At 67.5% G+C, this 25,967-nt stretch carries 20 protein-coding genes; 6 read left to right on the forward strand and 14 right to left on the reverse strand.

Annotated elements, in window-relative coordinates; genetic code table 11:
* Nucleotides 1–2,517 carry an efflux RND transporter permease subunit gene (locus Hhyl6_RS12965; RefSeq protein ID WP_483739611.1) on the forward strand — a complete coding sequence of 839 codons (2,517 nt, stop codon included), beginning with the start codon at nucleotides 1–3 and terminating at the stop codon, nucleotides 2,515–2,517.
* Nucleotides 2,518–2,597: 80 nt separating this feature from the next.
* Entirely contained in the window at nucleotides 2,598–4,004 is a 1,407-nt protein-coding gene (locus Hhyl6_RS12970; RefSeq protein ID WP_483739612.1) for a dihydrolipoyl dehydrogenase family protein, read from the forward strand.
* On the opposite strand, the gene Hhyl6_RS12975 is transcribed toward Hhyl6_RS12970, so the two are convergent.
* The 10 genes from Hhyl6_RS12975 to Hhyl6_RS13020 all read right to left on the reverse strand — a co-directional run bounded on the left by Hhyl6_RS12975 (nucleotide 4,001) and on the right by Hhyl6_RS13020 (nucleotide 14,229).
* Nucleotides 4,001–4,177 carry a hypothetical protein gene (locus tag Hhyl6_RS12975; protein WP_483739613.1) on the reverse strand — a complete coding sequence of 59 codons (177 nt, stop codon included), beginning with the start codon at nucleotides 4,175–4,177 and terminating at the stop codon, nucleotides 4,001–4,003. The two genes, Hhyl6_RS12970 and Hhyl6_RS12975, sit on opposite strands and share 4 nt — an antisense overlap.
* Nucleotides 4,178–4,236: 59 nt before the next feature.
* Nucleotides 4,237–4,974 (reverse strand): 5-formyltetrahydrofolate cyclo-ligase, encoded by a 738-nt coding sequence (locus Hhyl6_RS12980; protein WP_483739614.1) that lies wholly within the window; start codon nucleotides 4,972–4,974, stop codon nucleotides 4,237–4,239.
* 36 nt (nucleotides 4,975–5,010) lie between these two features.
* Entirely contained in the window at nucleotides 5,011–5,856 is an 846-nt protein-coding gene (locus Hhyl6_RS12985) for a DUF8054 domain-containing protein (RefSeq protein ID WP_483739615.1), read from the reverse strand.
* A 109-nt stretch (nucleotides 5,857–5,965) separates the two neighbouring features.
* Complete coding sequence (locus Hhyl6_RS12990) at nucleotides 5,966–6,496, reverse strand: DUF7974 family protein (RefSeq protein ID WP_483739616.1); 531 nt, start codon at nucleotides 6,494–6,496, stop codon at nucleotides 5,966–5,968.
* 41 nt (nucleotides 6,497–6,537) lie between these two features.
* Nucleotides 6,538–7,872 (reverse strand): ABC transporter ATP-binding protein, encoded by a 1,335-nt coding sequence (locus tag Hhyl6_RS12995; RefSeq protein WP_483739617.1) that lies wholly within the window; start codon nucleotides 7,870–7,872, stop codon nucleotides 6,538–6,540.
* On the reverse strand, nucleotides 7,862–8,929 hold the full coding sequence (locus Hhyl6_RS13000; RefSeq protein WP_483739618.1) for an ABC transporter ATP-binding protein: 1,068 nt from the start codon (nucleotides 8,927–8,929) through the stop codon (nucleotides 7,862–7,864). The genes Hhyl6_RS12995 and Hhyl6_RS13000 overlap by 11 nt, the downstream gene beginning before the upstream one ends.
* On the reverse strand, nucleotides 8,926–9,966 hold the full coding sequence (locus tag Hhyl6_RS13005; protein WP_483739619.1) for an ABC transporter permease: 1,041 nt from the start codon (nucleotides 9,964–9,966) through the stop codon (nucleotides 8,926–8,928). Before Hhyl6_RS13005 ends, Hhyl6_RS13000 begins: the two co-directional genes overlap by 4 nt.
* A 2-nt stretch (nucleotides 9,967–9,968) precedes the next feature.
* On the reverse strand, nucleotides 9,969–10,922 hold the full coding sequence (locus Hhyl6_RS13010) for an ABC transporter permease (RefSeq protein WP_483739620.1): 954 nt from the start codon (nucleotides 10,920–10,922) through the stop codon (nucleotides 9,969–9,971).
* A gap of 15 nt (nucleotides 10,923–10,937) precedes the next feature.
* Entirely contained in the window at nucleotides 10,938–12,872 is a 1,935-nt protein-coding gene (locus tag Hhyl6_RS13015) for an ABC transporter substrate-binding protein (protein WP_483739621.1), read from the reverse strand.
* Nucleotides 12,873–13,131: 259 nt separating this feature from the next.
* Nucleotides 13,132–14,229 (reverse strand): PGF-CTERM-anchored ABC transporter substrate-binding protein, encoded by a 1,098-nt coding sequence (locus tag Hhyl6_RS13020; protein WP_483739622.1) that lies wholly within the window; start codon nucleotides 14,227–14,229, stop codon nucleotides 13,132–13,134.
* Nucleotides 14,230–14,288: 59 nt separating this feature from the next.
* On the opposite strand from Hhyl6_RS13020, the gene btuC reads away from it, so the two are divergent.
* The 3 genes from btuC to Hhyl6_RS13035 are packed head-to-tail and all read left to right on the forward strand — an operon-like array spanning nucleotide 14,289 to nucleotide 18,983.
* On the forward strand, nucleotides 14,289–15,359 hold the full coding sequence (gene btuC, locus Hhyl6_RS13025) for a vitamin B12 ABC transporter permease BtuC (protein ID WP_483739623.1): 1,071 nt from the start codon (nucleotides 14,289–14,291) through the stop codon (nucleotides 15,357–15,359).
* Nucleotides 15,360–15,391: 32 nt separating this feature from the next.
* Nucleotides 15,392–16,618: a heme ABC transporter ATP-binding protein gene (locus tag Hhyl6_RS13030; protein ID WP_483739711.1), complete on the forward strand. Its 1,227-nt coding sequence runs from the start codon at nucleotides 15,392–15,394 to the stop codon at nucleotides 16,616–16,618.
* A gap of 19 nt (nucleotides 16,619–16,637) precedes the next feature.
* The gene (locus Hhyl6_RS13035) at nucleotides 16,638–18,983 is read left to right on the forward strand and encodes a DEAD/DEAH box helicase (protein WP_483739624.1); all 2,346 of its coding nucleotides are present in this window, start codon (nucleotides 16,638–16,640) and stop codon (nucleotides 18,981–18,983) included.
* Here Hhyl6_RS13035 and Hhyl6_RS13040 read toward each other — a convergent pair whose 3' ends face one another.
* Together Hhyl6_RS13040 and Hhyl6_RS13045 are read right to left on the reverse strand one after the other, a co-directional pair.
* Nucleotides 18,984–19,847 carry a mechanosensitive ion channel family protein gene (locus Hhyl6_RS13040; protein WP_483739625.1) on the reverse strand — a complete coding sequence of 288 codons (864 nt, stop codon included), beginning with the start codon at nucleotides 19,845–19,847 and terminating at the stop codon, nucleotides 18,984–18,986.
* A 116-nt stretch (nucleotides 19,848–19,963) separates the two neighbouring features.
* Nucleotides 19,964–20,377 (reverse strand): Lrp/AsnC family transcriptional regulator, encoded by a 414-nt coding sequence (locus Hhyl6_RS13045; RefSeq protein ID WP_483739626.1) that lies wholly within the window; start codon nucleotides 20,375–20,377, stop codon nucleotides 19,964–19,966.
* A 102-nt stretch (nucleotides 20,378–20,479) separates the two neighbouring features.
* On the opposite strand from Hhyl6_RS13045, the gene carA reads away from it, so the two are divergent.
* Nucleotides 20,480–21,526: a glutamine-hydrolyzing carbamoyl-phosphate synthase small subunit gene (carA, locus tag Hhyl6_RS13050; RefSeq protein ID WP_483739627.1), complete on the forward strand. Its 1,047-nt coding sequence runs from the start codon at nucleotides 20,480–20,482 to the stop codon at nucleotides 21,524–21,526.
* An 81-nt stretch (nucleotides 21,527–21,607) separates the two neighbouring features.
* Here the strand turns inward: carA and Hhyl6_RS13055 are convergent, their stop codons facing one another.
* On the reverse strand, nucleotides 21,608–22,534 hold the full coding sequence (locus Hhyl6_RS13055; RefSeq protein ID WP_483739628.1) for a 2-dehydropantoate 2-reductase: 927 nt from the start codon (nucleotides 22,532–22,534) through the stop codon (nucleotides 21,608–21,610).
* Nucleotides 22,535–22,653: 119 nt separating this feature from the next.
* Nucleotides 22,654–25,902: a carbamoyl-phosphate synthase large subunit gene (gene carB / locus Hhyl6_RS13060; protein WP_483739629.1), complete on the reverse strand. Its 3,249-nt coding sequence runs from the start codon at nucleotides 25,900–25,902 to the stop codon at nucleotides 22,654–22,656.
* Between the last annotated feature and the right edge of the window lie 65 nt (nucleotides 25,903–25,967).

Below are 25,967 nucleotides of genomic sequence, written 5' to 3' on the forward strand. Positions count from 1 at the left end.
ATGGACTACCAGCGGTACATCGACTGGGCGGACGACCGCATCGTCGGGGACTCCCGACGCGTCGTCCTGACGTTCCTCGTCGTCACTCTCGTGTTCACGGCGGGACTGGGGAACATCTCGACGAACGCCGGCACCTCGCAGTTCACCACGAACCTGCCGGCCGAGGAGGCGTTCTCACAGGTCAACACGGAGTTCTCGCCGGCGTTCTCGCCGGACACGGGCAACACCCAACTCATCCAAGAGGGGAACAACGTCCTCTCGAAGGACGCGCTGTTGCGGATGCTCCGGGCACAGGAGCGTCTGGAGAACCACCCTGACCTCCGCGTGACCGGGACGTCCAGCGCCGCGAGTGTCGTCGCCCGACAACTCGACCCGTCGGCACGGACCACGGAGGCGCAGATTCGCGCCGTCGAGTCCGCCTCCAGCAGCGAAATCGACGCCGCGGTCCGGCGGGCCGCAGACCAGAGCCCACAGTTCACCTCGCTCGTGAGTAGCGACTTCAACCGCGGGTCCGCGTCGGCGTCGGCCACGCTCGGCCTCGTCACTCACGAGATACCCGCCGGCATCTCCTCGGGGTCCGGACAGGGCGGGTCCAGTCCGCTGACGAGCATCCAGCGACAGGCGCAGTTCACGGTCCGGTCGGCCGGCCACGGGACCATCTCGGTGTTCGGGTCGGGCATCGTCGCCGCGGAGTTCTCGAACGTGGTCTTCGACTCGCTCATCCTCACCGTCCCCGCGGCGGTCATCTTCATCCTGCTGTTCCTCTCTGTGGCCTACCGCGACCTCGCGGACATGGCGCTCGGACTAATCGCGCTGTTCATGGCCATCGTCTGGACGTTCGGGTTCATGGGGTTGGCCGGCATCCCCTTCTCGCAGATGCTCATCGCGGTACCGCCGCTGTTGCTGGCGGTCGGCATCGACTTCGGCATCCACGCGGTCAACCGGTATCGTGAGGAGCGCCAACACGGGACGAGCATCGACAGGTCGATGCGCACCACGACCGACCAGTTGCTGGTGGCGTTCTTCATCGTCACCGGGACGACGGTCATCGGGTTCGCGGCGAACCTCACCAGTTCGCTCCCCCCGATTCAGGACTTCGGGTTCGTCGCCGCCGTCGGCATCACGTTCACGTTCTTCATCTTCGGCGTCTTCCTGCCCGCCGCCAAAGTCGAGTTGGACACCCTGCGCCAGCGCTACCCCATCCCGACGTTCACCCAGCGACCGCTCGGGTCCGAGGACTCCGCCCTCGGCGGCGTCCTCCGCGGCGGCGTCGTCATCGCCGAACGCGCGCCGGTCGTCTTCCTCCTCGTGACGCTCGTCGTCACGGCGGGCGCGGGCGTCTACGCGACTGGCATCTCCACCTCGTTCTCGCAGGACGACTTCCTGCCCCCGGAGGACAACGCCGACTGGATACAGTCCCTGCCCGAACCGTTCGCGCCGAGCGAGTACACCGTCACCGAGCGGACGAACTTCTTAGAGGAGAAGTTCGACTCGACCCAGAGCGGGCGAGCGACCATCTACATACAGGGACCGATGCGGCAGGACTCGGCGCTCGAACAGATATACAGGGCGGGCGACGACCCGCCGGACTCGTTCGTCCGCGAGGACGGCCGCGCGGCGTCCTCGTCCATCGTCACCGTCATTCAGGACCGGGCCGAACGGGACCCGGAGTTCCGCCGACTGGTCGAGCGCAACGACGCCAACGACAACGGCGTCCCCGACGACAACCTCGAGACCATCTACGAGTACCTGCTCGACTCCTCCTCGCGGGACGCCGCGCTCAACTACCTCAACGAGGACTACCGGAGCGCCCGGGTCGTCTACACCGTCGAGGCCGGCGCGAGCGACAGCGAGGTGACCGAGGACGCGAGGGGGGTCGCCGAGGACTTCCGTTTCGAGGCGACGGCGACCGGGTCCATCGTCGTCTTCCAAGCGGTGTCGGACGTCATCCTCGAGTCGGCGGTCCAGTCGCTGGCAATCGCCCTCGCGGGGGCCTCGGTGTTCCTCGTGTTCATCTACTACGTGTTGGAGGGACGGCCCTCGCTGGGCATCGCCAACGTCATTCCCGTCGTCGTCACCGTCGCGTTGCTCGCCGGGACGATGCGGTTCCTCCAGATTCCGTTCAACGCCATCACGGCGACGATGCTCGCCATCACCATCGGGTTGGGCGTGGACTACTCCGTCCACGTCACCCACCGGTTCGCCGACGAGATGCACGAGGCCGACCTCGTGACGGCCCTCGACCGGACCGTCCGGGGGACCGGCGGTGCCCTGTTGGGCAGTATGCTCACCACCGTCTTCGGCATCGGAGTGCTCGCGCTGGCGGTGTTCCCGGCCATCGGACAGTTCGGCATCCTGACGGCGCTCTCCATCGCCTACGCCTTCCTCACGTCGCTGTTGGTCCTCCCCTCGGTGCTGGTCGTCTGGGACGGCCTGACGAACCACGACCGGCCGTTCGAGCGCCTGTTCGACCTCGGCGGCCCGCAACCCGCCCGGCCCACCGAAGGGGACGACTGACAGCGGCGCAGTCTGTCGGTCGTGGCTCCCGCGGACACGCCACTGAAGCCTTTATCCGACACCACCGCTAGCCTACCGGTATGACTCACGTCGTCATCATCGGCGCGTACGGGAGCGCCGGCGCGGCCACCGCCGGCGAACTCGTCGACGAGGACGGAATCGAACTCACGCTCATCGACGACGGCGACCCCGGCGGTGGCCTCTGCATCCTCGAAGGGTGTATGCCCTCGAAAGAGGTGCTGTCGGCGGGCGCACACCGCTTCCAAGCACGACACGACCACCGACTGGTCGGGGACGTGCCGGACGTCGACTTGGAGGCCGTCGTCGAGACGAAGAACGAACGCACCCGCGGGTGGGCGGCCCACCGACGCGACTCCATCCACGAGATGGCCGAACGCGACCACGTGGAGTTCGTCCACGACACGGCCACGTTGGTCGACGACCACACCGTCCGGGCCGGCGGCGAGGAGTACGAGGCGGACTACGTCGTCATCGCCACCGGGTCGAGCGTCAACGTCCCGGACCTCCCCGGCATCGACGAGGTGGACTACATGACCAGCAAGGACGTCCTCCACGCCACCGAGTTCCCCGACTCGGGCATCGTGATGGGCTTTGGCTACATCGGGATGGAGATGGTCCCGTACCTCGCCGAGGCCGGCGGGATGGAACTCACCGTCATCGAACACGACGAGCGACCCATCGACGAGGCCGACCCCGCGTTCGGCGACGAGGCCCGGCGCATCTACGAGGACAACTGGGACATCGCGATTCCGACGAACTGCTACGAGTGCGAACTCGAACGCACCGAGGACGGCGGCGTCCGTCTGCACGTCGAGTTCGAGGACGGCACGGAAGACACCTACGAGGCCGACCAGTTGTTCCTCTTCACCGGCCGCCGGCCGACGCTCGAAGGGTTGGGCCTCGAAAACACCTCCGTCTCTGCGGAGGGCGACTGGGTGCGCGAGACGATGCAGACGGCGGACGCCGACCACGTCTACGCCGTCGGCGACGTCAACGAGAAAGAGCCAATCCTCCACGTCGCCAAAGAGCAGGGATTCACCGCCGCCGAGAACATCCTCCGACAGGAGGCCGGGGCGGAGCCACAGGCGTACGAGAACGTCCACCACCACGTCATCTTCTCCGGCCTTGGCATCTACCCGTTCGCCCGCGTCGGCCACAACGAACAGACCGCTCGCGAGGAGGGCTACGATATCGTCACCGCCACCAGACAGGCCAGCGACGACGGCGTCTTCAAGTCCAAGGACGTCCCCGAGGGCCTCTCGAAACTCGTCGTCGACGCCGACGACGGCACCGTCCTCGGGTGGCAGGGCCTGCACTACCACGCCGACAGTTTCGCCAAGACGATGCAGATAGTCGTCGAGTTGGGTTTGGACGTCCGTGACCTCCCTGACCGGGCGTACCATCCGACCCTCCCCGAGAACCTCGACGGCCTCATCCGGGACTGCGTGGCCGAACTGGACGACTAACCGCGCATCGACGGGTAGTTCTGTATCTCGACGAACTCCGTTCCGCCGCAGGCCGCACACTCCTCCGGGGGCGTGTAACTGTGGTCCGGCGGGTCGCCGTGGACGGTGCCAGCGAAGACGGCGTGACACTGCTCGCAGACGTACTCTTGCGGTCGCTCTGGCTGGTGGGCCATGTCGCGTTGTTGAATCTACACGTCTATAAGCGTGTGTCCGGCGTGTCGCTCCGGGTGCGTCACCCGGTGTCGGGCGCTCGTGCGGCCAACACGGGCATCTCCTCGATTCGCTCGGGTGGCAGGGCGGCCCAGTCGACGCCGGTCGGCCGGTCGTAGGGGGTCTCGGTTTCGACGGTTCGCTCGGGGGTGACGACGTAGTCAATCGGCACGTCGTGGGCGTCTACGGGCACTTCGGCCTCGCTCACTGCGCCGTCTGGACTCCCGACGACCTGCAGTTCGTGGACCGTCGTCACCACCGGGGTCGTCGCTCCGACGAGGCCCAGTTCCCGCAACACCGCGTATTCGAGGTCGCTGAACCCCTCGCCCTTGCCGATGCGTGCGCCGTCTTCGGTGACGGCCACGGACCCCGACACCACGAGGTCGACATCGCCGACGGCCTCGGGCCCGACCTGTCGGGCGTGGTCGGCGACGTTCGACACCGCCGGTGCCGCCTCGACGTCGTCCAGTTCGGCGGGGTCGAGTTCGTAGAAACACCGCTCGTCGCGCAGACGCGGGACGGCCATGTAGACGGTCTTGCCCGCCCGCAGGGCCGCGCGGCGAAGCGGGAGTTGGGGCGAGTCGGGGTTGGCCTTCACCGTCTCCGCGGCGTCCCAGACGGTCGTCTCGGTCACCCGTTCGGCCGCCCGCGCGGCCCCCTCGAAGTTCGGAATCCGGTCGTGGGGCGGGAACGGGAACCGGGCGACTCCGCTCGATTCGAGCGCGTCCCACACCCGGTCACGAATCGCCTGCTTGTCCATGTACAGTCCTCGCGCGTTGCGTGCAAAAGGCGTCCGTTAGCTCACCAGTCGGCCGGCGTGGGTCGTCGGGTCGAGTTCGGCGAGGCGGGCGTCGCAGTCGGTACAGGCCACCGCCACCACCTCGTGGATGCCACAGCAGGAAGTCTGGACCTCGCTGGCGCGCTCGACGGTCCCGCCGCAGGCCGGACAGACGGTCCGGTGTGAGCGAACCGTCTCCAGCATGTTCACGCGCTGTTCGAGCGGCACGTCCGTCCACCGGTCGGTCCACTCGGTCAGCGCCTCGTGGGCGGCCACGTCGACGCGGAGCGCGCTCCACGAGGGCCACTCCCGGATGCGGTTGCCGACTTTCACGGAGGGGTGGTCCTCTCGGTCGACGTCCACCTCGTCGGTCCCGACTCCGAAGACGTCCGCCAGCGGGGCGGTCAGGTCGGCGTCGGCCGGACGCGCGTCGACTCGTTCGCCCACGGCGGCGGCGAACTCGTCGGTGAGGGCCCGGTCCTCGCCGGTCCCGGTGACGATGCCCTCCTCGGCGAGGAAGGCGTCGGCGTCGACCGAGTTCTCGCGGTGGTGTTCGACTTTCTTCAGAGTCTCGAAGTCGTCGGGTTCCGTCGGTGTAGGGTCTTTCCCGAACGCCCGCAGCACTCGCTCTGGGAGGTACTCCGTGGTCAGTCTCGGCGTCCCCGGGACGAGATACCCCCGCAGGGCGATGGCCGCGAACGAGGCGACGGCGACCACCGCGGCGAGTTCGACGGCCGCGAGCGCCGCGACGCCGCTCAGGACGGCGGCGACGACGACGTTGACGACGGTACACGGCCAACAGCGGTTCTCGCCCGTGTGGTCGGGGTTCCGGAGGCGGCCCACGACGGGGGCGTCGCTCGACATAGCTGTGAGTCGTGGGGCACGGACTAAAACGGTTCGCACGGCTTCGGGACGCCGAACGACGCGGCCGGTCGTCCGAACTGCGACGCCGTGTTCTGACGGCCGGCGCCGCTCACTCGATGCGGACCGTCGTCTCCGCGGCCAGTCCCTTCCCGTCGGCGTCGTCGACGTCGATGTACGCGCCGACGGTGTACTCGCCGGGGTCCGCGGGTTCCCACTCCGTCTCGCTCACCTTGAACAGCCCCGTCCAGCGGCGGAGGAACTGTTTGCGCTCGCCCCGGTCGAAGGTGTAGACCCGCCCCTCGTCCGGGAGCGACTCGGGGACGCGCGAGGCCTCCGGCGCGCCGTCGACGTGCCACGTCCACAGGCGGGGCGTCCGGGTCCGGACGCTGATGGGAATCGGGAACGTGTTGCGCAAGGTCACTTTCAGCGGGACGTCGGTGCCCGTCGCGTAGGCCGGTTCGGGCGTCTCCACGGCGACGGAGAGCGCCCGGTGGGCCAGCCACCTCGGGACGAGGAGACGGCTCAGCGACTCGCCGGGCACGGACCGCATCGCGGCCGGTTTCGGGGCGTCGTCGCGCTCGCGGGGCGTGAACGCGTCGTCGTCTCGCTTGAGCGCCTGCGAGTCGTAGATTCGGCGCATTGGTGTCTGTAGTCTGTAAAATCGGAAAACGGTTCGGGTGGTCAGTCGTCGGCGACGGCGTCGCCGCCCTCGGCCGCACCGGTCGGGTCGTCGGCGTAGGCGTCGTCCTGCAGGTGACAGGCGATGCGGTGCGTGTCGCCGGTCTGGACCGTCCTCGGTTCGTCCGTCTCACACGGGGAGACGAACGCGTCGTCCAACTGGGCGAAGGCCGCCTCGACGTCGCCGCCGTGGAGGCGGTCGATGGCCGTCGAGAGCGCGTCTTCGGCATCGGGGTCCGAGAGGCGCTCGGGCAGGCCGAACTCCTCGCGGACCAACCCGTCCAGCACGCCTCTGGAGGCGGTTTCGGGGTCGTCCTGTTCGTCCTCGGTGACCGCGGTCAGCGAGTCGACGCTCTCGGCGCGGGCCGCCCGCAGTTTCAGGTCCATCACCGACCGCCACACGCTCTGTTCGAGGTCGTACTCCGGCGGCTGGATGACCTTCGGACAGCGGGTGTGGAACCGACACCCGGAGGGCGGGTCCAGCGGCGACGGCACCGTTCCGGGGAGGAATATCTGCTCGCCCTCCCACAGCGGGTCCGGTTCCGGCACCGCCGACAGCAGCGCCTCCGTGTACGGGTGGTACGGCGGTTCGAACACCTCCTCGGTCGTGCCGACTTCGGCGAACTCCCCGAGGTACATCACCGCGATGCGGTCGGAGATGTGCTCGACCACGCTCAGGTCGTGGGCGATGAAGATGTACGAGAGGCCGTACTCGTCCTGCAGGTCCTCCAGCAGGTTCAGAATCTGGGCCTGCACGGAGACGTCCAGCGCCGACACCGGTTCGTCGCAGATGATGACCTCCGGGTCGACGGCCAGCGCTCGGGCGATGCCGATGCGCTGGCGCTGGCCCCCCGAGAACTCGTGGGGGTAGCGGTGGGTGTGACTCGGATTCAGCCCCACCGTCTCCAGCAGGTCGTAGATGCGCTCTTCCCGGGCCTCGCCTTCGGCGATGCCGTGGATGTCCAGCGGTTCGCCGATGATGTCGCCGACGGTCAACCGCGGGTTCAGGCTGGCGAAGGGGTCCTGGAAGATGTACTGCAGGTCCTTTCGCAGGTCGCGGAGTTCGCTCGACCCCATCTCCGTGAGGTCGTCGCCTCGGTAGTAGACGGACCCGTCGGTGGGTTCGGTGAGTCGCAGGAGCGCCCGGCCGAGCGTGGTCTTCCCGCACCCGCTCTCGCCGACGACGCCCAGCGTCTCGCCCTCCATCAGTTCGAGGTCGACGCCGTCGACGGCCTTGACCTGCTGGTTGTTCCCCAGCAGTGAGTCGATGAACCCGCTACTGGAGTCGTAGTACTTCTGTAACCCCTCCACGCGGAGGATAGGCTCCTCACCGGACATCCTGTCCCTCCTCGGTGATGACCGGTTCCTCGCCCTCGACGGTGACCTCGAAGTCCAGGTCGCCCTCCAGGTCGCCGGTGTACTCGAGACAGGCCGCGGCCCGGTCGTCGGACGGCGTCGCCGCGTCGCCGGTCTCCGGGTCGACCAGCGGCGGTTGCTTCCGGGTGCAGGACTCCTCGGCGTACGGACACCGGGGGTGGAACGCACACCCCGGCGGCACGTCGACGAGGTCCGGCATCGTCCCCGGAATCGTCTGGAGTCGCTCGCGCTCGTCGCCGATGCGCGGAATCGAACTCATCAGGCCGACCGTGTAGGGGTGTTTCGGGTCGTAGTAGAGGTCCTCGACGCTGGCCTTCTCGACGGGTCGCCCGGCGTACATCACCATCACGCGCTCGCATATCTTCGCGACGACGCCGAGGTCGTGAGTGATGAGTTGGACGGCCGTGTCGAACTCGGCGGCGAGGTCCTCTATCTGGTCGAGAATCTTCGCCTCGGTGGTCACGTCCAGCGCCGTCGTCGGTTCGTCGGCGATGAGCAGGTCCGGGTCACACGACAGCGCCATCGCGATGACCGCTCGCTGCTGCATCCCGCCGGAGAACTCGTGTGGGTAGTCGTCGTACCGGCTCTCTGCGTCGGGGATGCCGACCCGGTCGAGCAACATGATGGTGCGCTCGCGCGCCGCGTCGTCGTCGTAGCCGAGGTGGTGGCGAATCGCCTCGGATATCTGCTCGCCGACCGAGTAGACGGGGTTCAGCGCGGTCTGGGCGTCCTGGAAAATCATGGCGATTTCGTTGCCCCGGACCGAGCGAATCTCGTCGTCGCTCATCTCCAGTAGGTCCTCGCCCTTGAACAGAATCTCCCCGCTCTCGATGCGACCGGGGTCCTCGATGAGGCGCATCAGCGAGAGGGCGGTGACGGACTTCCCGGCACCGCTCTCGCCGACGACGCCGAACGTCTCCCCGCTCTCGATGCGGTACGAGAGGTCGTCGACGGCGGTGACGACCCCGTCCTCGGTGTAGAAGTTCACCGTGAGGTCGTTGATTTCGAGGAGGGTCATCCGCCGCCTCCCTGCCCGACGTTGCCGACTTCCTGCGCGTCCAGCGCGTCGTTGACGCCGTCACCTATCATGTTCATGGCCATCACGAACAGGAAGATTGCGCCGCCGGGGAACACCGTGGCCCACCACGGGATGGAGCCACCCGGTCCCTGAATGAGCGTCTCGCGGGTCTGGTCGAGCATCGTCCCCCACTCGGGGGTCCCGGGTTCGAACCCGAGGCCGAGGAACCCGAGCGCGGCGACGCCGATGACGACGGTGCCGATAGAGAGCGACGCCTGCACGATGAGCGGCGCCATGGCGTTGGGTACGATATGCCGGAAGATGACCGAGCGGTCACGTGCGCCCAGCGCCTGCGCGGCCAGCACGTACTCGTTCTCCTTGACCGAGAGAATCTCCCCGCGGATGAGGCGGGCGTAACCGGCCCATCCCGGGACGGAGAAGGCGATGACGAGCGGCCAGTACCCGCCGCCGAGCAGAGCGACGATGACCAGCGCCAGCACCAGTCCCGGGAAGGCGAAGATGACGTCGACGAGGCGCATCAGAATCTCGTCGACCCACCCGCCGTAGTAGCCCGCGACGGCGCCGTAGGCGAGGCCGAACGTCGCCGTGATGCCGACGACGACGAAGCCGATGGAGATGCTCAGTCGGCCGCCGACGAGCACCCGGGAGAACAGGTCCCGACCGGAGGCGTCGGTGCCCATCGGGTGGGCCAGCGTCGGCGGGTCGTACCGTCCGACGGTCGACCCGGGTTCGAGGTACAGAATCGTCCCCGGGTCGTACGGCGCGATGGAGAACGGCTGGACGGTGATGCCAGCTACCGTCACCGGGCGGGCGAAAAACGACAGCAGCGCCATCGCGGCGACGACGTAGACGCCCAGCATGGCGACTCTGTTGTGCCGGAACCGACGCAGAGCGCGCCGCCACCGGCTCTCCGTGCCGCCGCCGGTCGATTCAGACCAGTCCGACAGGTCGTCTCGTTCGGTCACGCGGTCCGTGTCGAATCCGGTTACCCGGATGCGTCCTCGTTCAGTAGACATGGTCAATCGTATCGAATCCGTGGGTCGAGAACCGCATAGAGGATGTCGGCCACAAGGTTCGCCAGGATGATGGCGACACCGATGAACAGCGTAATCCCCAGGATGAGGTCTATCTCTCTGTTGCTGACGGCGCTGATGAGCGCCCGGCCGAGGCCCGGCCAGCCGAACACCTGTTCGACGACGACGGACCCCGAGACGATGCTCGCGGTCAGGAACGCGGCGACGGTCGTCACCGAGATGAGCGAGTTCCGCAGGACGTGCTTGAGCACGACCGTTCGCTCGGGGAGCCCCTTCGCTCGGGCGGCCGTGACGTACTCCTTGTTCATCTCCTCGGCCATCGAGGAGCGCATGATGCGCATCAGCGTCGACGCCGACGCGGTGCCGATGGTGATGCCGGGCAACAGCAGGTACCAGAGCATCTCCGGGGAGTACAGGGCCGTTCGGGGGGCCAGCACCGGCCAGAGGTTGAGCGTCAGCGCCCCGATGAGGATGAGCATCAGGCCGAGCCAGAAGTTCGGTATCGAGATGCCCGAGAGGGCGACGAACCGACTCACGTGGTCGCCCAGTTCGTCCTTCCGGACCGCGGCGTAGATACCGGCCGGGACGGCGATGATGACCGCGAACACCCAGCCGAAGATGCCCAGCGCGACGGTCTCGGGCAGGCGCTCGACGATGACGGTGCTGACCGCGCGGTCGGTGGCGATGACGCGGCCGAAGTCACCTTGCAAGACGCCGAGTAGCCAGTCGAAGTACTGCTCCCATATCGGGTCGTTGAGGCCGTATCTGGCTCTGAGTCGGGCCTCCTCGGCCGCGGAGATGTCCGGGTTCAGCGCCACCACGACGTCGATGGGGTCACCGGGGGTTATCTGGACGAGGGCGAACGTGATGACGGAGACACCGAACAGTATCGGGAAGATCAACAGGACGCGCTTGAGGATGAAGCGTCGAAGGCTCATAGATTGGTGACCGTGTTACCGGTCGAGGTAGGTTATCTGCTGGTCCGTGGGATTGTACATCGCGTACCCAACTATATCTTGCGTGCTGGGGTACGTGTTGAACCCCTTGACGTCGTTGTTCACGACGCCGACCAGCGTGCTGTGGGTCCCGTAGGAGTTCCCGTTGAGTTCCAGAATCAGTTCCCAGACCTCCTCGTAGCGCTCGCGGCGGAGTTCGGGGTCCTGTGCGACGTCGACCCCGTAGCGGGCCTTCCGCATGGCCTCGTTGAGTTCGGGGAAGTCGATGTTCTGGAAGTTACAACACTGGGCGAAGTTCTGGGGGCTGTGGACGGACTTGGCGTAGCCGTGCGGGTTGAACCCGCCCGAGAGGCCGATGAAGGCCAGTTTGCCCTGGTCCCAGTAGTCCTCGGAGAGCAGTTGGCTGACGAAGGTGAGGAACTCCTTCGTGTTGACGCTCACGTCGAAGTACTGGGTCCCGTCTATCTCCTGGCTCATCGACTCGGCGATGAGTTCGACGGTCCGGACCCGGTCGTCGTTGTCGGAGTTCGTCTCGAGGGTCACCTCGATGGGGAACTCGACGTCCGTCTCGCCGGCGGCCTCTTCGGCCAGTTCCGCGGCGGCCTCGGGTTCGTAGGTGTTGTAGCTCTTGAGGTCTTCGACCATCGCCTCGTAGTCCGTCGACCCGGTCCCGGCGGCCAGCGGCGGGAGCGGGACCCACGCGGGCTTCTCCCAGCCCTGGAAGATGTTCTCGGAGATGCTCTGGCGCGGGATGAGTTTGTTCGCGGCGCGGCGGAGTTTGGCGTTCGTCCACGGTTCGACCTTGACCGGGAACTGGAGGAAGGTATACCCCGCGCCGTTGGTCGGTGCGGTGCGGTAGTCCTCGGACTCCCTGTAGTTCGTCAGCGTACTCGCGGTGAGCCCGAAGGTCATGTCGATTTCGCCGCTCTGGAGCGCGCCGGCCCGCTGTGAGTCCGAGGAGATGATGGCGATGTCCACCTCGTCGACGGCCGGGCCGTTCGGGAACTCCGAGGGGCCGTCGAACCAGTCTTTCATCTCCGTGTCGAACCAGTAGTTCTCGTTCTTCGAGAAGAGGACGTACTCCTCGTTCTTGAACTCGGCGAGTTCGAACATCCCGGTGCCGAGCGGGGTGTTACCCTGTCGGGGGTCCATCTCGCCCAGCGGGACGTTGTCGGTTATCTCCGAGGGGTAGACCGGCATACCGCCGAGTTCGCGGATGGCCGACGCGTCGGCCTCCTGCACGTAGAGGTCGACCGCGTAGTCGCCGTCGGCCGAGATGTGGAGCAGGGAGTCGAACACCTGTCCGGACAGCGTCGAGTTCTCGATGCGGCCGTAGGAGGCCACGACGTTGGGCGCGGTCAGTTCCTCGTCGTTGTGGAACGTGATGCCCTCGTGCAGTTGGAACTTGAAGTGCATCCCGAAGGTGCCGTCGGCGACGGCGTCGCCCGCCTCGTCGACGGTGAGGACCTTCGCGTCGTCGCCGGCCGACGGGTCGTCGGGGTTGTCGGGGCTCTCGATGACGATTTGCTTCTCGGTGTCGAGGTAGACCGAGCCGTCGTCCGTCTCGGCGTACTGCACCGTGGTCATGTAGTCGGTGTAGTCGGCGGCAGAGACCTCCTTGACCTCGACTTGCTCGTAGGATTCTGCGAGCCACGGGTACAGTTCGCCGGTCGCACTGGTCGTCACCATGCCCTCGAACAGCAGGTTGTGGAGGATGGAGGCCGTCGCGGAGGAACTCTCGGGGAAGTCGAACGTGTCCGGGTTCGCGCCGATGGCCGTCTTGAACGTCCCGCCTTCCTTGATGTCCTCCGGGTCTACGGTGACTCGGTCCTGTACAGGGTCTACAGCACCGCCGCCGCCACCGCCGCCGTCACCGCCGAGACCGGAACACCCGGCCATCGAAGCGACGCCGAGACCGGCAACGGTTTGCATGAGATTTCGCCGCGACAGTGCACTGGACAGACCCTGGGCTTTGTTATCATTCATATGATATCACAAACGGTCTATTGTGACAGTTAAACCCCTAAACAAAAAATTTTGCGCAAATTTACACTGTTGTCTCGGAACTTTCACCCCAACAATTCGGTGTTAATGGCAACTGAACAACTGCTGTCGGGCGATTCGACTCTCCCACCGGTGGCGGGGTAACGAATTCATAACTTTACGGCGTCGTGAGGCGCTGCGTGGTCGGTTAGCGGTGCCGCCCGACCAGCAGCGCGGCGGCGAGTGCGCCGACGAGCGCACCGACCGCTGTGAACCCGGGCCCGTTTCCACCCGTCGTGGCCGCGGGCGTGTCGCTCGGGGTTTGGTCGTCCGACGCCGTGGTTGGCTGTTCGGTGTCGTGGCTCTCGACGGCCGACCGAGGGACGTAGCTCTCGGCGTCGTACCGGTCGGGGTACAGTTGCCGCGAGGCGTTGTGGACGGTGTTGACGACGCTCCGCGGGGCCGGTTGGTTCAGGTCACGGACCCGCAGGCGAATCGTCGAGTTGGTCTGGCCGGCGGTCGTACTCGCGTACGGTTCCTCGCTGACGAGGCCGACGGTCTGTTCGGTGAGGACCAACACTTCGGGGTCCAGTTGGAGGAGCACCTCGTCGCTCAGTTGCGGGTAGCCGCTGTGGTTGCGCGCGGCGGCGTTGTCGGCGCCGGCGACGCCCAGTAGCGTGTCGATGAACGTCCCGTTCGCGGCGACGTAGCCGCTACTCAGCGGGTAGACGACCGTCGGTCGGTCCTCGACGCCGGCCGTCGTGTTCTGCACCGCCTCGACGTTCCGGGTCATCCACTCGTTCGTCTCGGCCGCCCCTTGACAGTTCCCGGTCAGGCGGCCGATGGTGGTCGTCTTCTGCTTGATGTCCTCGACGGTGGTCGAGGCGGGGAGGTGGTACACCGTCAGGCCGGCCTCTCGTAGCCCGTCGACGTCGCCGGCGCTGGCGTTCGGCGCGACGACGAGGTCGGGGTTCGTGCCGACCACCTTCTCGACACTGACGCCGAACCCGGCCGAGACGTTCGTCCGGCTATCGGACCCCTCCAGATAGGACGCGTACTGGGTGAGACCGACCACTTGCTCGCGGCCGCCGATTTCCCACATCGTCTGGGCAGCCGACGGGTTGGTGGTCGTCACCCGCTCTGGGCGTTCGTCGAGCGTTACCTCCGTTCCGGTGGCGTCGGTCATCGTCACCGGGAACGAACAACTCTCGTCGGTCTGCTGGGCGCTCGCGGCGGCCGCCGGCGTCGCGCCGACGACGGAGAACACGAGCAACAGACCGAGGACTGCAGTAGCGAATCGTCGCATCGTCTGGTCCGGCGGGCAGGAACAATAAATATTTAACTACTGCAAGTGGCGTTTCACACATGCCTCGGTCGGGCCGTACGCTCTCGTGGTCGCTGGCGCTGACGGCGCTCCTCGGTGCCGTCGTCACCGTCAGCGCCGGCATCGGCCCGGTGTGGATTCCCCCGGACGCCGTCGCGAAGGTGTTGCTCGACGCCGTCGTCCTCCCGACGGCGGTGGACCTCTCCGGGGCGACGCCCGGCGTGACCACTCGACCGCTGTTCCGGTTCCCCGTCGAGGACGTCCAGCGTCAAATCGTGTTGCAGGTCCGCCTCCCGCGCATCCTGCTGGGTGCCGTCGTCGGGTTCTCGCTCGCGGCGGCGGGGACCATCATGCAGGGCATCTTCCGCAACCCGATGGCCGACCCCTCTATCATCGGCGTCTCCTCCGGCGCGGCCGTCGGCGCGGTGGGGTTCATCGTCGCGCCGGTGGCCCTCCCGTTCGACCTCGGTCTGCGAGCGGCCGCCTTCTCGGGGGCGCTACTGGCGGCCTTCGGCGTCTACCTCATCGCCACACAGAACGGGCGGACGCCCGTAGCGACGCTGTTGCTCGCCGGCGTCGCCGTCCAGACGTTCCTCGGTGCCGTCGTCTCCTTCCTGCTCCTCCACAGCGGCGAGAGCATCCGCCGGGCGCTGTTCTGGCTGATGGGCCACCTCAAGGGGGCGACGTGGCCGGAGGTCTGGTCGAGTCTGGTCCTCGTGGCGGTTCCGTTCGCCGTCCTCCTCGTGTACGCGCGGGACCTGAACGTCCTCCTGCTGGGCGAGGAGGACGCTCAGAGCCTCGGTATCGACGTCGAGCGAACGAAGCGAATCCTGCTCGCGTTCTCCTCGCTCGTCACGGCCGCGGGCGTCGCCGTCGCCGGCATCATCGGGTTCGTCGGTCTCATCGTCCCGCACGTGATGCGACTCGTCGTCGGCCCGGACCACCGCATCCTCCTGCCGACGGCGGCGCTGGCCGGGTCGTCGTTCCTCGTGGCGACGGACACGCTCGCTCGCTCCGGGGCCGCGGAGATTCCCGTCGGCATCGTCACCGCCGCGCTGGGTGCCCCGTTCTTCCTCTACCTCCTCCGACAGCGGGAGGTGCACGAACTGTGAGCGACGACGGGCACACCGGCGAGCAGATACCGATGCTCGAAGCAGACGGCGTCTCCGTCACGCTGGGCGGTCAGCAGGTGCTCTCCGACGTCGACATCACCGCCGAGTGTGGCTCGTTCGTGGGGCTACTCGGCCCGAACGGGGCCGGCAAGACGACGGCCCTGCGGACGCTCAGAGCGACGCTGTCGCCAGACAGCGGGACCGTCCGTGTCGCCGGCGACCCCATCGAGGGGCTCTCCTCGAAGGCGGTCAGCCGACGCGTCGCCAGTACGCCGCAGGCGACGACCCTCTCGTTCGACTTCACGGTCGAACAGACCGTCGAGATGGGTCGCACCCCCCACTTGGGCCGGTTCGACCGCGCCGACGAGTCGGACCGCGAGGCTGTCCGCGCCGCGATGGAGCGCGCCGAGGTGGCGCAGTTCGCCGACCGCTCGGTCACCTCCCTCTCGGGCGGCGAGCGCCAGCGAGTCCTGCTGGCCCGGGCACTCGCACAGGAGACGCCGGTACTCCTGTTGGACGAACCGACCGCCAATTTGGACATCAACCACGCCGTCCGTACGCTGGAACTCGTCTCGGACCTCGTCGCGGAGGGGAAGACGGCGGTGGCCGCCATCCACGACCTGAATCTGGCGGCCCGCTACTGCGACGAACTCGTCCTGCTCGCCGACGGCGAGGTCCGAGCGTCGGGGGACCCCCAGGGGGTGCTCACCTCGGACACGCTCGGCGATAGCTTCGACGCCGAGACGCTCGTGACGACGCAACCGGCGACGGACGCCCCACTGGTGACGCCGTTGGCCGACCGCGACGCTATCGACAGGGCCGTCCACGTCGTCGGCACCGGCCCGCAGGCCGCGGCCGCCGTCGCCCGCCTCGTCGCCGCCGGCGTCTCGGTCACAATCGGCGTCGTCCCGGCCGGTGACGCCGCCGCCGAACGCGCCGGCGAACTGGACTGTTCGGTCGTCACCGTCCCGCCCTTCGCCGGCGTCGACAGCAACTCCCAGCAGCGAGCGACCGAACTGGCACGCGAGGCCGACGCCGTGGTCGTCGCTGGCGACGTTGGCGACGCCAACCAGTCCGTCGTCGCCGCGGCCGCCCGACTCGTCGCCGTCGCCGGCGAGGGCGTCCCCCGAGTCGAGTCCGAACGGACCACCGTCACCACCGTCGAGTCGCTGCCGGCGGCCGTCGCGGCCCTCCCGCCCGCGGCCGACGCCGACGACGAGCGCCCCGTCCGGTCACAGGAACAGCAAGACCGATACTGACCCACTCCCTAGCCCGCCCGTGGACGACACTATCGCGTGGCTCCGCGACCGACCCTACTACGAGGGCCAAATCGTCGACGAGCGGACGGTCCCCGGACGGGGGGCGACCGTCGCCGACTGTGCGCTGAACGCACGCCTCGCTGACGTGCTGGCCGACGAGGGTATCACGGAGCTCTACGCCCACCAGACCGCCGCCGTCGACGCCGTCCGTGACGGCGAGAACGTCGTCCTCGCGACGGAGACGGCCAGCGGCAAGAGTCTGGCCTACACCGTCCCCGCCTTCGAGCGGGCGCTGGACCGGCGCGCGACGACGCTGTACGTCGCCCCGCAGGTGGCGCTCATCAACGACCAGACTGAGACGCTCTCCGAACTGGCGCAGGGCCTCGGCTTCGCGTCGGGCGTTTCGGTGGCGCAGTACACCGGCCGCCAGTCGAAATCCGAGAAGGAGGCTATCCGGGAGCGTCAGCCGACCGTCCTCCTGACGACGCCGGACATGCTCCACTACGGCATCCTTCCTCACGCCCACCGCCTGTGGGACTGGTTCTTCCAGCGACTGGAGACCGTGGTCGTCGACGAGGTCCACGGCTATCGGGGGGTCTTCGGCAGTCACGTCTCGCTCGTCATGCGCCGTCTGTCGCGCATCGCCGAGCGGTTCGACAGCGACCCGGAGTGGGTCTGCTGTTCGGCGACCATCGGGAACCCCGTGGAACACGCGGCCACCGTCACCGGGCGACCGGACGATTCGCTCGCCCTCGTCGACGAGGACGCGAGCGCCAGCGGGCCGCGCCACTGGTTGCTGTGGAACCCGCCCGAGTACGACGGCGGGGACGGGTGGGGGAGCGGGCGGCGGCGGTCCAGCCACGTCGAGACCAAACGGCTGTTCGTGGACCTCGTGGAACGCGGGTTGCAGACGGTCGTGTTCGCCGGGTCCAGACAGACCGCCGAGCGCTACGCCAGCGACAGCGCAGACGCGTTGCGGGACCGCGGGCACCACGACCTCGCCGACGCCGTCGGCGCGTATCAGGCGGCGCTCACGGACGAGAAACGCCGGGACCTCGAAACGCGGTTGCAGTCGGGGGACCTCCGGGGCGTCTGGTCGACCAGCGCGCTGGAACTGGGCGTCGACGTGGGCGGCCTCGACGCCGTCGTGCTCGACGGCTACCCCGGCACCCGGATGCGGGCGTTCCAGCAGGCCGGGCGTGCGGGCCGGGGCACCGACCCTGCCTTGGTCGTCCTCGTCGGCGGCGAGGACCAACTCGACCAGTACGTCCTCCGCAATCCGCCGACGCTGTTCGAGAAGGACGCCGAGCAGGCGGTCACGAACCCGGAGAACGAGCAGTTGCTCCCGAACCACGTGCTGGCCGCCGCCGGCGAGAACTGGCTCTCGCCCGACGACGACCGGCACTTCGGCGAGACGTTCCCGGACGTGGTCGCGGACCTCGAATCTGCCGGCGAACTGGACCGCCGGTCGACCGATAAGGGAGTGCGCTGGACCTCGAACGGCCGCCCGCACCACGACATGAGTCTCCGCACCGTCGACGACCGCGAGGTGAAACTGGTGGCCAAGGGCGACGTCGTCGCGAAACTTCCGTTCGAGGACGCCCTGCGGGACGCCCACCCCGGAGCCATCTACCACCATCAGGGCCGGCGCTACGAGGTCACCGACCTCGACCTATCGACGGGCGTGGCCGAACTCGACCGGACGTGGGCGAACTACTACACGCGGGTCCTCCACGACAAGACGATAACCGTCGAGACGGACCTGCAGGAGCGACCGCTCCCGACCCGCGAGGACGTGCCCGTCCGGTTCGCGTCGGTGACGATGCGCAAGCAGATTACGGGCTACGAGCGCCGCGACGGGTCGTCAGGCGAGGTACTCGGCCAGCGTCCGCTCGACCTGCCCGAGACGACGCTTTCGACGAAGGCGCTGTACTACACCGTGCCCGACGACCTCGAACGCGACGTCCTCACGGGCGACTACGGCGACAGCGACACCGCTGACTTCCCGGGCGCTATCCACGCCGCCGAACACGCGATGATTTCGATGTTCCCCTTCGAGTACCTCTGTGACCGGGGCGACGTCGGCGGCCTGTCCACGCCGCATCACCCCCACACCGGCGACCCGACCATCTTCATCTACGACGGGTATCCGGGTGGCATCGGCCTGACGCGGGCGGGCTATCACGACGTGGGGGCGCTGATGGACACCACCCTGTCGATGCTCCGGTCCTGCGACTGCGCCGATGGCTGTCCGGCCTGCGTGCAGTCGCCCCACTGCGGGAACGCCAACGACCCGCTGGACAAACACGGCGCTATCCACCTACTGGACGGTCTCACCGGCGGCGGCACGGACGGGGTTCGGTAGCTACTCCGCCGTCGGTGGCGCGTCACGGACCGTGAGTTTCCCGGAGAGGTCGCGCTGTGGCGACTCGCTGAGGTCGATGCCCTCCGCGCGACAGGCCTCGTGGACGCCGCGGACGAACGCCGACTTGACCGACAGCGCCCGGTTCTTCCGCTCGACCGGGAGCCAGACCCGCCCGACCACCAGCACGGAACTGCTCGTCAACTCCGAGACGGCCACGGTCGGCGCGGGTTTCTCGCGGACGTGGTCCAGGTCGCGGGCGACGTTGCGGATGATGCTCTCGACCTCGTCTAGGTCCGCCTCGTAGGAGACGCCGAACTCGTAGTCGACGCCGACGGGGTCGGTCGACGTGTGGTTGGTCACCGCCGTCGTCGCCAGCGTCGTGTTCGGGACCACGATGCGCTCGTTGTTCGGCGTCCGCACCCGGGTCACCCGGAGGTCGATGTCGACGACGGTCCCCTGCTTCCCGTTCCACTCGATGGTGTCACCGACGTTGAGGTCCGGGTCGGTGACGATGAACGCCCCGGAGACGAAGTTGCCCAGGACGTCCTGTGCGGCCAACCCGACGGCGATGGTGATGCCGGCCGCGATGAGCGTCGACCCCGCGAGGCTCCCCCTGAACCCGGCGACGCTGGCCGCGACGACGACGGTGACGACCACCACGAGGAGGTGAGTCGCGCTCACCAGCGCGCTCTCGACGGTGCGGTTGAACTGCGAGCGAGAGAGCGCCCAGCGAACGCCCGGGACGACGAGGAACCGTCCGAGGGCGTAGATGAGCGCCGCGACGGCCAGAAACTCCGCGCCGTCGTTGGCGAGTTGGGCGTACGTCTCGGTGATGTCGCCGGGGAAGGTGCCGGAGAACTGCATACCGGCCGTAGCGCCCGGACCCACGTTAAAAGTGGTCGTCAGGTGCCGCTATCCGACGCGTTCGTCGAGAATCAGCCTCACTCGGCGACTCCTCGTTCCGGGTCGCTTCCCGAGGTTCACCCGACCCGTTCGTCGAGGATTAGCCTCGTCTTCGTGCTCACGACCTCGTCCAACTCCCGCGCCCGCGTGATGAGGTCGTTGACCGCACCGGTGTCGGCGGCGTCGACGACGACGACGATGTCCTCTTCGCCGGAGACCTGCCAGACGAAATCGACGGACGGCCACTCGGCGATGCGGTCGGTGACGGCCGCCGTGTCCACGTCCACGTCGACGCCGACCTCTATCATGGACTTGACGTTGCCCGTCCGCGTGGCGATGGTAAACCGCTCGATGACGCCGTCTTCTACCAACCGCTCGACGCGGTTGCGGACCGTGCCCTCGGAGGTCTCCACCTCGTCGGCTATCTCCGTGTAGGGCGTGCGGGCGTCTCGGCGGAGTATCGAGAGTATCTCCCTGTCCAGTTCGTCCATCGAGATTGGACGCTTCCCACCCACCGAACTTGAGGATTACGAAAATCGTAACTCGGCTTCGAAAGCAACCCTTATGAACTGGAATACTGTACGCATCTCGTAATGACAGACGCATACGTAGCGCTGGAGGGTGACCGCGTCATCGAGGCCCGCGCACGCGCGCCGGGCACGGCCCGCGGCGAAGTGGTGTTCACGACCGCATACACCGGCTACGAGGAGAGTCTCACCGACCCGTCCTACGAGGAGCAGGTGCTCACGTTCTCGTACCCGCTCATCGGGAACTACGGCGTCCGGGAGGAACGCTTCGAGTCCGAGCGCGTCCACCCGCGCGCCGCCGTCGCCCGCGAGATGACCGACGACGTCGCCGAGTGGCTGGAGAGCGAGGGCGTCCCCGCCGTCGACCACCTCGACACCCGCGACATCGTCACCGAGATTCGCGACGAGGGTGCCATGAAGTGCGGCATCGCCGCCGGCCCCGACGCGACGGAACAGGACGCGCTGGACGAACTCCACCAGTGCAAGCACATGTCCGACCACGTCGACATCGGCGCACAGGTGTCCGTCGACAGCGTTGAGTCCTACAACGAGGGCGGCGACGGGTCGACCGTCGCCCTCGTCGACTGCGGCGCGAAAGGGTCCATCATCGAGTCGCTGGTCGAACGCGACGCTACCGTCCACGTCTTCCCCTACGACGCCAGCGAGGACGACGTCGCGGCCGTCGACCCTGACCTCCTGTTCATCTCGAACGGTCCCGGCGACCCCCAGAACTTCGGGCAGGCCGGGGAACTCGTCGAGACGTACGTCGGCGACGTGCCACTGGCGGGCATCTGCCTCGGCCAGCAGGTCGTCGCGAACGCGCTGGGCGGCGAGACGGAGAAGATGGAGTTCGGCCACCGCGGCGTCAACCAGCCAGTGCGTGACCTCCGCACGAACCAGGTCGTGATGACGACCCAGAACCACGGCTACACCGTCGCCGAACCCGGCGACAAACTCGACGTGACGCAGGTCAACGTCAACGACGACACCCCCGAGGGGCTGGAGAACGACGACCTGAACATCATCACCCGCCAGTACCACCCCGAGGCCAACCCCGGCCCGCACGACTCGCTGGGCTTCTTCGACGACGTGCTGGCGATGGCGCAGGACTAGTCGTACTGAGCGAAGGGCGACTGACCGGCCGAGCGGCCCTCGACGTTTCGAACTTCGAAGTCGCGGGCCCCGGACGGCCGATTACCGGTCCGCGAACCGCTCGGCCCACGGCCGGAGGACGGCCGTGACCGCTTCGTTCATCGGCACCTCGACGTCGGTACCCTCGGCGTGCCGGACGACTGCGGCGTTGAGCACGTCCAGTTCCATCGGTTTCTCGTGAGTCAGGTCGTAGTGCAGGGACGAGTACGAGTCCGCGTCGAGGTCCTCGGCGAACGCGACCCACTCTTCGGCGGTGTCCTCGGGGAGGGCAACGTCGTTCGCCCGAGCGACCGCACACACCTCCTCGATGACCCGGCGGTACATCCGCCACGACTCCTCGGCGTCGCGGACGTCACCGACCGGGAGACGGGTCGCCGCAGTCATCCCTGACTGGGCGCAGATGAACGCGAACTTCCGCCACAGTTCCACGTCGATGTCGTCGGCGAGGACCGCCTCGACGCCCGCACAGGACCGAAGGGCGTCGTCCAGCGCCGCGATGCGGTCGGTGCGGGCGTCGTCCAGTTCGCCGTAGACGAAGCGTGCCGGGCCGCCGGTGTGTTCGACGACGCCCGGTTCGGCGATGGTCGAGAAGATGTAGGCGACGCCGCCGACGACGTGGGACTCGCCTATCGCCTCGGCGAGCCATCGCTCGTTGTCGACGCCGTTCTGGAAGGAGACGACGGCGGTGTCCTCGCCCAGAAGGGGGTCGAGGTCGGCCGCGGCCTCGCGCGTGTCGTGGGCCTTCACGCAGAACAGGACGTAGTCGACCGGTCCGACGTCGTCGGGGTCGTCGGTCGCGGGCAGTTCGACTGCGATGTCGCCGGCGACGCTCTCGACGCGGAGTCCCTCGGTCCGCAACGCGTCGAGGTGGTCGCCTCGTGCAATCAGGTGGACCTCGTGCCCGGCGTCGGCCAGTCGCGCGCCGAGGTAGCCGCCGACGCCGCCGGCCCCGAAGATAGCGAAGCGCATGGTCGACGGTGACGGCGGGCCGGAAGGTAGCTGTTTGGTCGCTGGCGGTGGCCGTGAACGAGCGGCGAGTGAGAGAGAAAACGGGTAGACGGGTTCAGACGACGCGACCGACTGTCGCGTTACTTACCCCACTCGCGGGTGGTCTTGGGGCGCTCGCCGATGGCCTGCACCGCGAGGGGCTGGTCGTCGGAGTTGATGGCCTCTAGAGCCGCCTCGCCGCTCTCGATGGTCGAGAAGTAGGTAATCGTCTCCTCGACGCAGGCCTCCAGCACGTCGCGGTCACGGGAGACCACGAGGTCGATTTCGCCGTTCTGGATGGCCTCGATGACGGCCTCGGTGTCCTCGAAGTCGTCGAGGTCCTTCACGTCGAAGTGCTCCTCGAAGCCGAGGATGGGCAGGTCGACGATGGCCGTCCCGTCGAGCGGGATGGGCTTGCCGACGCACATCTGGGCCTTCTGGTAGGCCTTGCCGAAGGACCCGGCCGTACCCATGACCTCGCCCGTCGACTTCATCTCCGGGCCGAGACGCGGGTCCGAACCCGGCAGGCGGTCGAACGGCAGGACGACTTCCTTCACGGACACCTGCTCGGGAATCTGCTCGTCGACGTCGAGTTCGTCGAGGGTGTTCCCGGCCATCACCTGCGCGGCGAGTTTGGCGATGGGGACGCCGGTGGTCTTCGAGATGAACGGCACCGTTCTCGAAGAGCGCGGGTTCGCCTCCAGCACGTACACCTCGCCGTCGCGCACGGCGAGTTGGACGTTCAGCAGGCCGACGGTGTCGAGCGCGTCGGCAATCTGCTCCGTGACCTCGCGGATGCGCGGCATGACGTCCTTTATCTCCTGCGAGCGGGGCGGAATCATACACGCCGAGTCGCCGGAGTGGACCCCGGCGGTCTCGACGTGTTCCATCACGCCGCCGATGAGGACGTCCTCGCCGTCGGCGACGGCGTCCACGTCCAGTTCCACCGCGTCGGCGAGGAACTCGTCGACGAGGATGGGCTTGTCGGGGGAGACGCGAACGGCCTCCTCGATGTAGGTCTCGAGGTCGTCGTCGTTGTAGACGACGTCCATCGCGCGGCCACCCAGCACGTAGGACGGACGGACGAGGACGGGGTAGCCGATGTCGTGGGCCAGTTCCAGCGCCTCCTCCTTGCTGGTCGCCGTGCCACCCTCGGCCTGTGCGATGCCGAGGTCGTCCATCAGTTTGTTGAAGCGGTCGCGGTCCTCGGCGAGGTCCATGGCTTCCACGGAGGTACCGAGAATCTCGCAGTCGAGGCCACGGCGTGAGAGTTCGTCTTCGAGCGGTTCGCCGATGTCGACGGAGGTCTGGCCGCCGAACTGGACCATCACGCCGTCGGCACCGGTAGACTCGACCACGTCGGCCACCTCTTCGGCGGTCACCGGCTCGAAGAACAGGCCGTCGGAGGTGTCGTAGTCGGTCGACACCGTCTCGGGGTTGTTGTTGACGACGTGGGCGTCGATGCCCATCTCGCGCAGGGCACGGACCGCGTGGACCGAACAGTAGTCGAACTCGACGCCCTGTCCGATGCGGATGGGGCCGCCGCCGACCACGACGACGCTCTCGACGTCGGGGTCGACCTGGAGTTCGTTGCGGTCGATGCCCGAGACGGGGTCGCGCGTCGAGTAGTAGTACGGCGTCGTCGCCTCGAACTCCCCGGCGCAGGTGTCGACGAGTTTGTAGTCGCGGTGGGTCGTCTCCGACTCGACCGTCTCGACCTGTACGCCGGAGCCGTCCGTCGCGGCCTCCACTTCGGCCTCGTCGCCGCCGTCGGCGTCGAGGCTGGCGGGGAGCCACGAGACGTGGGTGTCGTTGAACTCGCCGCCGGCGAGTGCGGTTATCTCTTGGTCGGTGAAGCCGGCCTGTGCGGCCGTCTCGTAGTCGCCGTCCATCGCGGCTTGGGCGGCGTCGGCGACCGTCTGGAACCGCTCGACGTACCACTCGTGGATGTCCGTCAGGGAGACGACTTCATCGACGGTGTAGCCGCGCGTGAACGCCTCGAAGATGGCGTACGGGCGGTCGGGGCTCGCGCGTTCGAGGTACTCCGATTCGAGTTCGTCGTCGCCGACCTCGTCGAAGTCGACGGCGGGGTTGTACTCGGAGGAGCGCAGGGCCTTCAGCAGGCTCTCGGGGAACGTCCGGCCGATGGACATCGCCTCGCCCGTGGACTTCATGGCCGTCGACAGCTCGAAGTCGACGTCGGTGAACTTGTCGATGGGCCAGCGCGGCACCTTCGTCACCACGTAGTCGATTGCTGGTTCGAACGCGGCGGTCGTCTCGCCGGTAATCTCGTTGTCTATCTCGTGGAGGCGCTTGCCGAGTGCGACCTTCGCGGTGACGCGGGCGATGGGGTAACCCGTCGCCTTCGAGGCCAGCGCGGAGGAGCGAGAGACGCGCGGGTTCACCTCGACGACGCGGTACTCGCCGCCGGGCGTGCCGTCGTCGCGCCACGCGTGCTGGATGTTACACCCGCCCTCGATGCCGAGTTCGCGGATGACCTTCAGCGCGGAGTCACGCATCTGCTGGTGGCCCTCGTCGGGGATGACCTGCGAGGGCGTGACGACGGTGGACTCGCCCGTGTGGATGCCCATCGGGTCGATGTTCTCCATGTTGCAGATGATGATACACGAGTCGTCGGCGTCGCGCATCACCTCGTACTCCAGTTCGACCCACCCTTCGATGGACTCGGTGATGAGAACCTCGCCGTTCCGCGAGAGGCGCAGGCCCTTGCGGACGCGCTCGATGAGTTCGTCGAACTCGTCGACGACGCCGGACCCGGAGCCACCCAGCGTGTACGTCGTGCGTGCGATGACCGGGAGGCCGCCGACCTCGTCGACGGCGTCCTGCACGCGCGCTTCGAGCGCCTCCTCGTCGAAGTCCGTGACCGACTCGTCCTCGTCCAGCGAGATGGTGGTCGACCGGGGAACGGGTTCGCCGATGTTCTCCATCCGCTGACGGAACAGGTCGCGGTCCTCCGTCGCGTAGATGGTGTCCAGCGGCGTCCCCATCACGTCGACGTCGTACTCTTCGAGGACGCCCTCCTCGGCGAGTTCGGCCGTGACGTTGAGGCCGGTCTGGCCGCCGAGGCCGGCGATGACGCCGTCGGGGTTCTCCTTCCGGATAATCTCGGAGATGGCCTCGGTGTTGATTGGTTCGAGGTACACCTTGTCGGCCATCTCGGGGTCGGTCATGATGGTCGCCGGGTTGGAGTTGACCAGTACCACGCGGGCACCCTCCTCCTGGAGGGCCCGACAGGCCTGTGCGCCGGAGTAGTCGAACTCGGCTGCCTGTCCGATTTTGATGGGGCCACTCCCGATGAGCAGGATAGTGCGGTCTTCGTCCTCTGTCATTACAGGAGTCGAACCTACACATCGTAATAAGCCCGGCGAAAATGTACGAGTCTCGAAGCCCGATT

It is taken from the genome of Haloarcula sp. H-hyl6 (assembly GCF_056934455.1).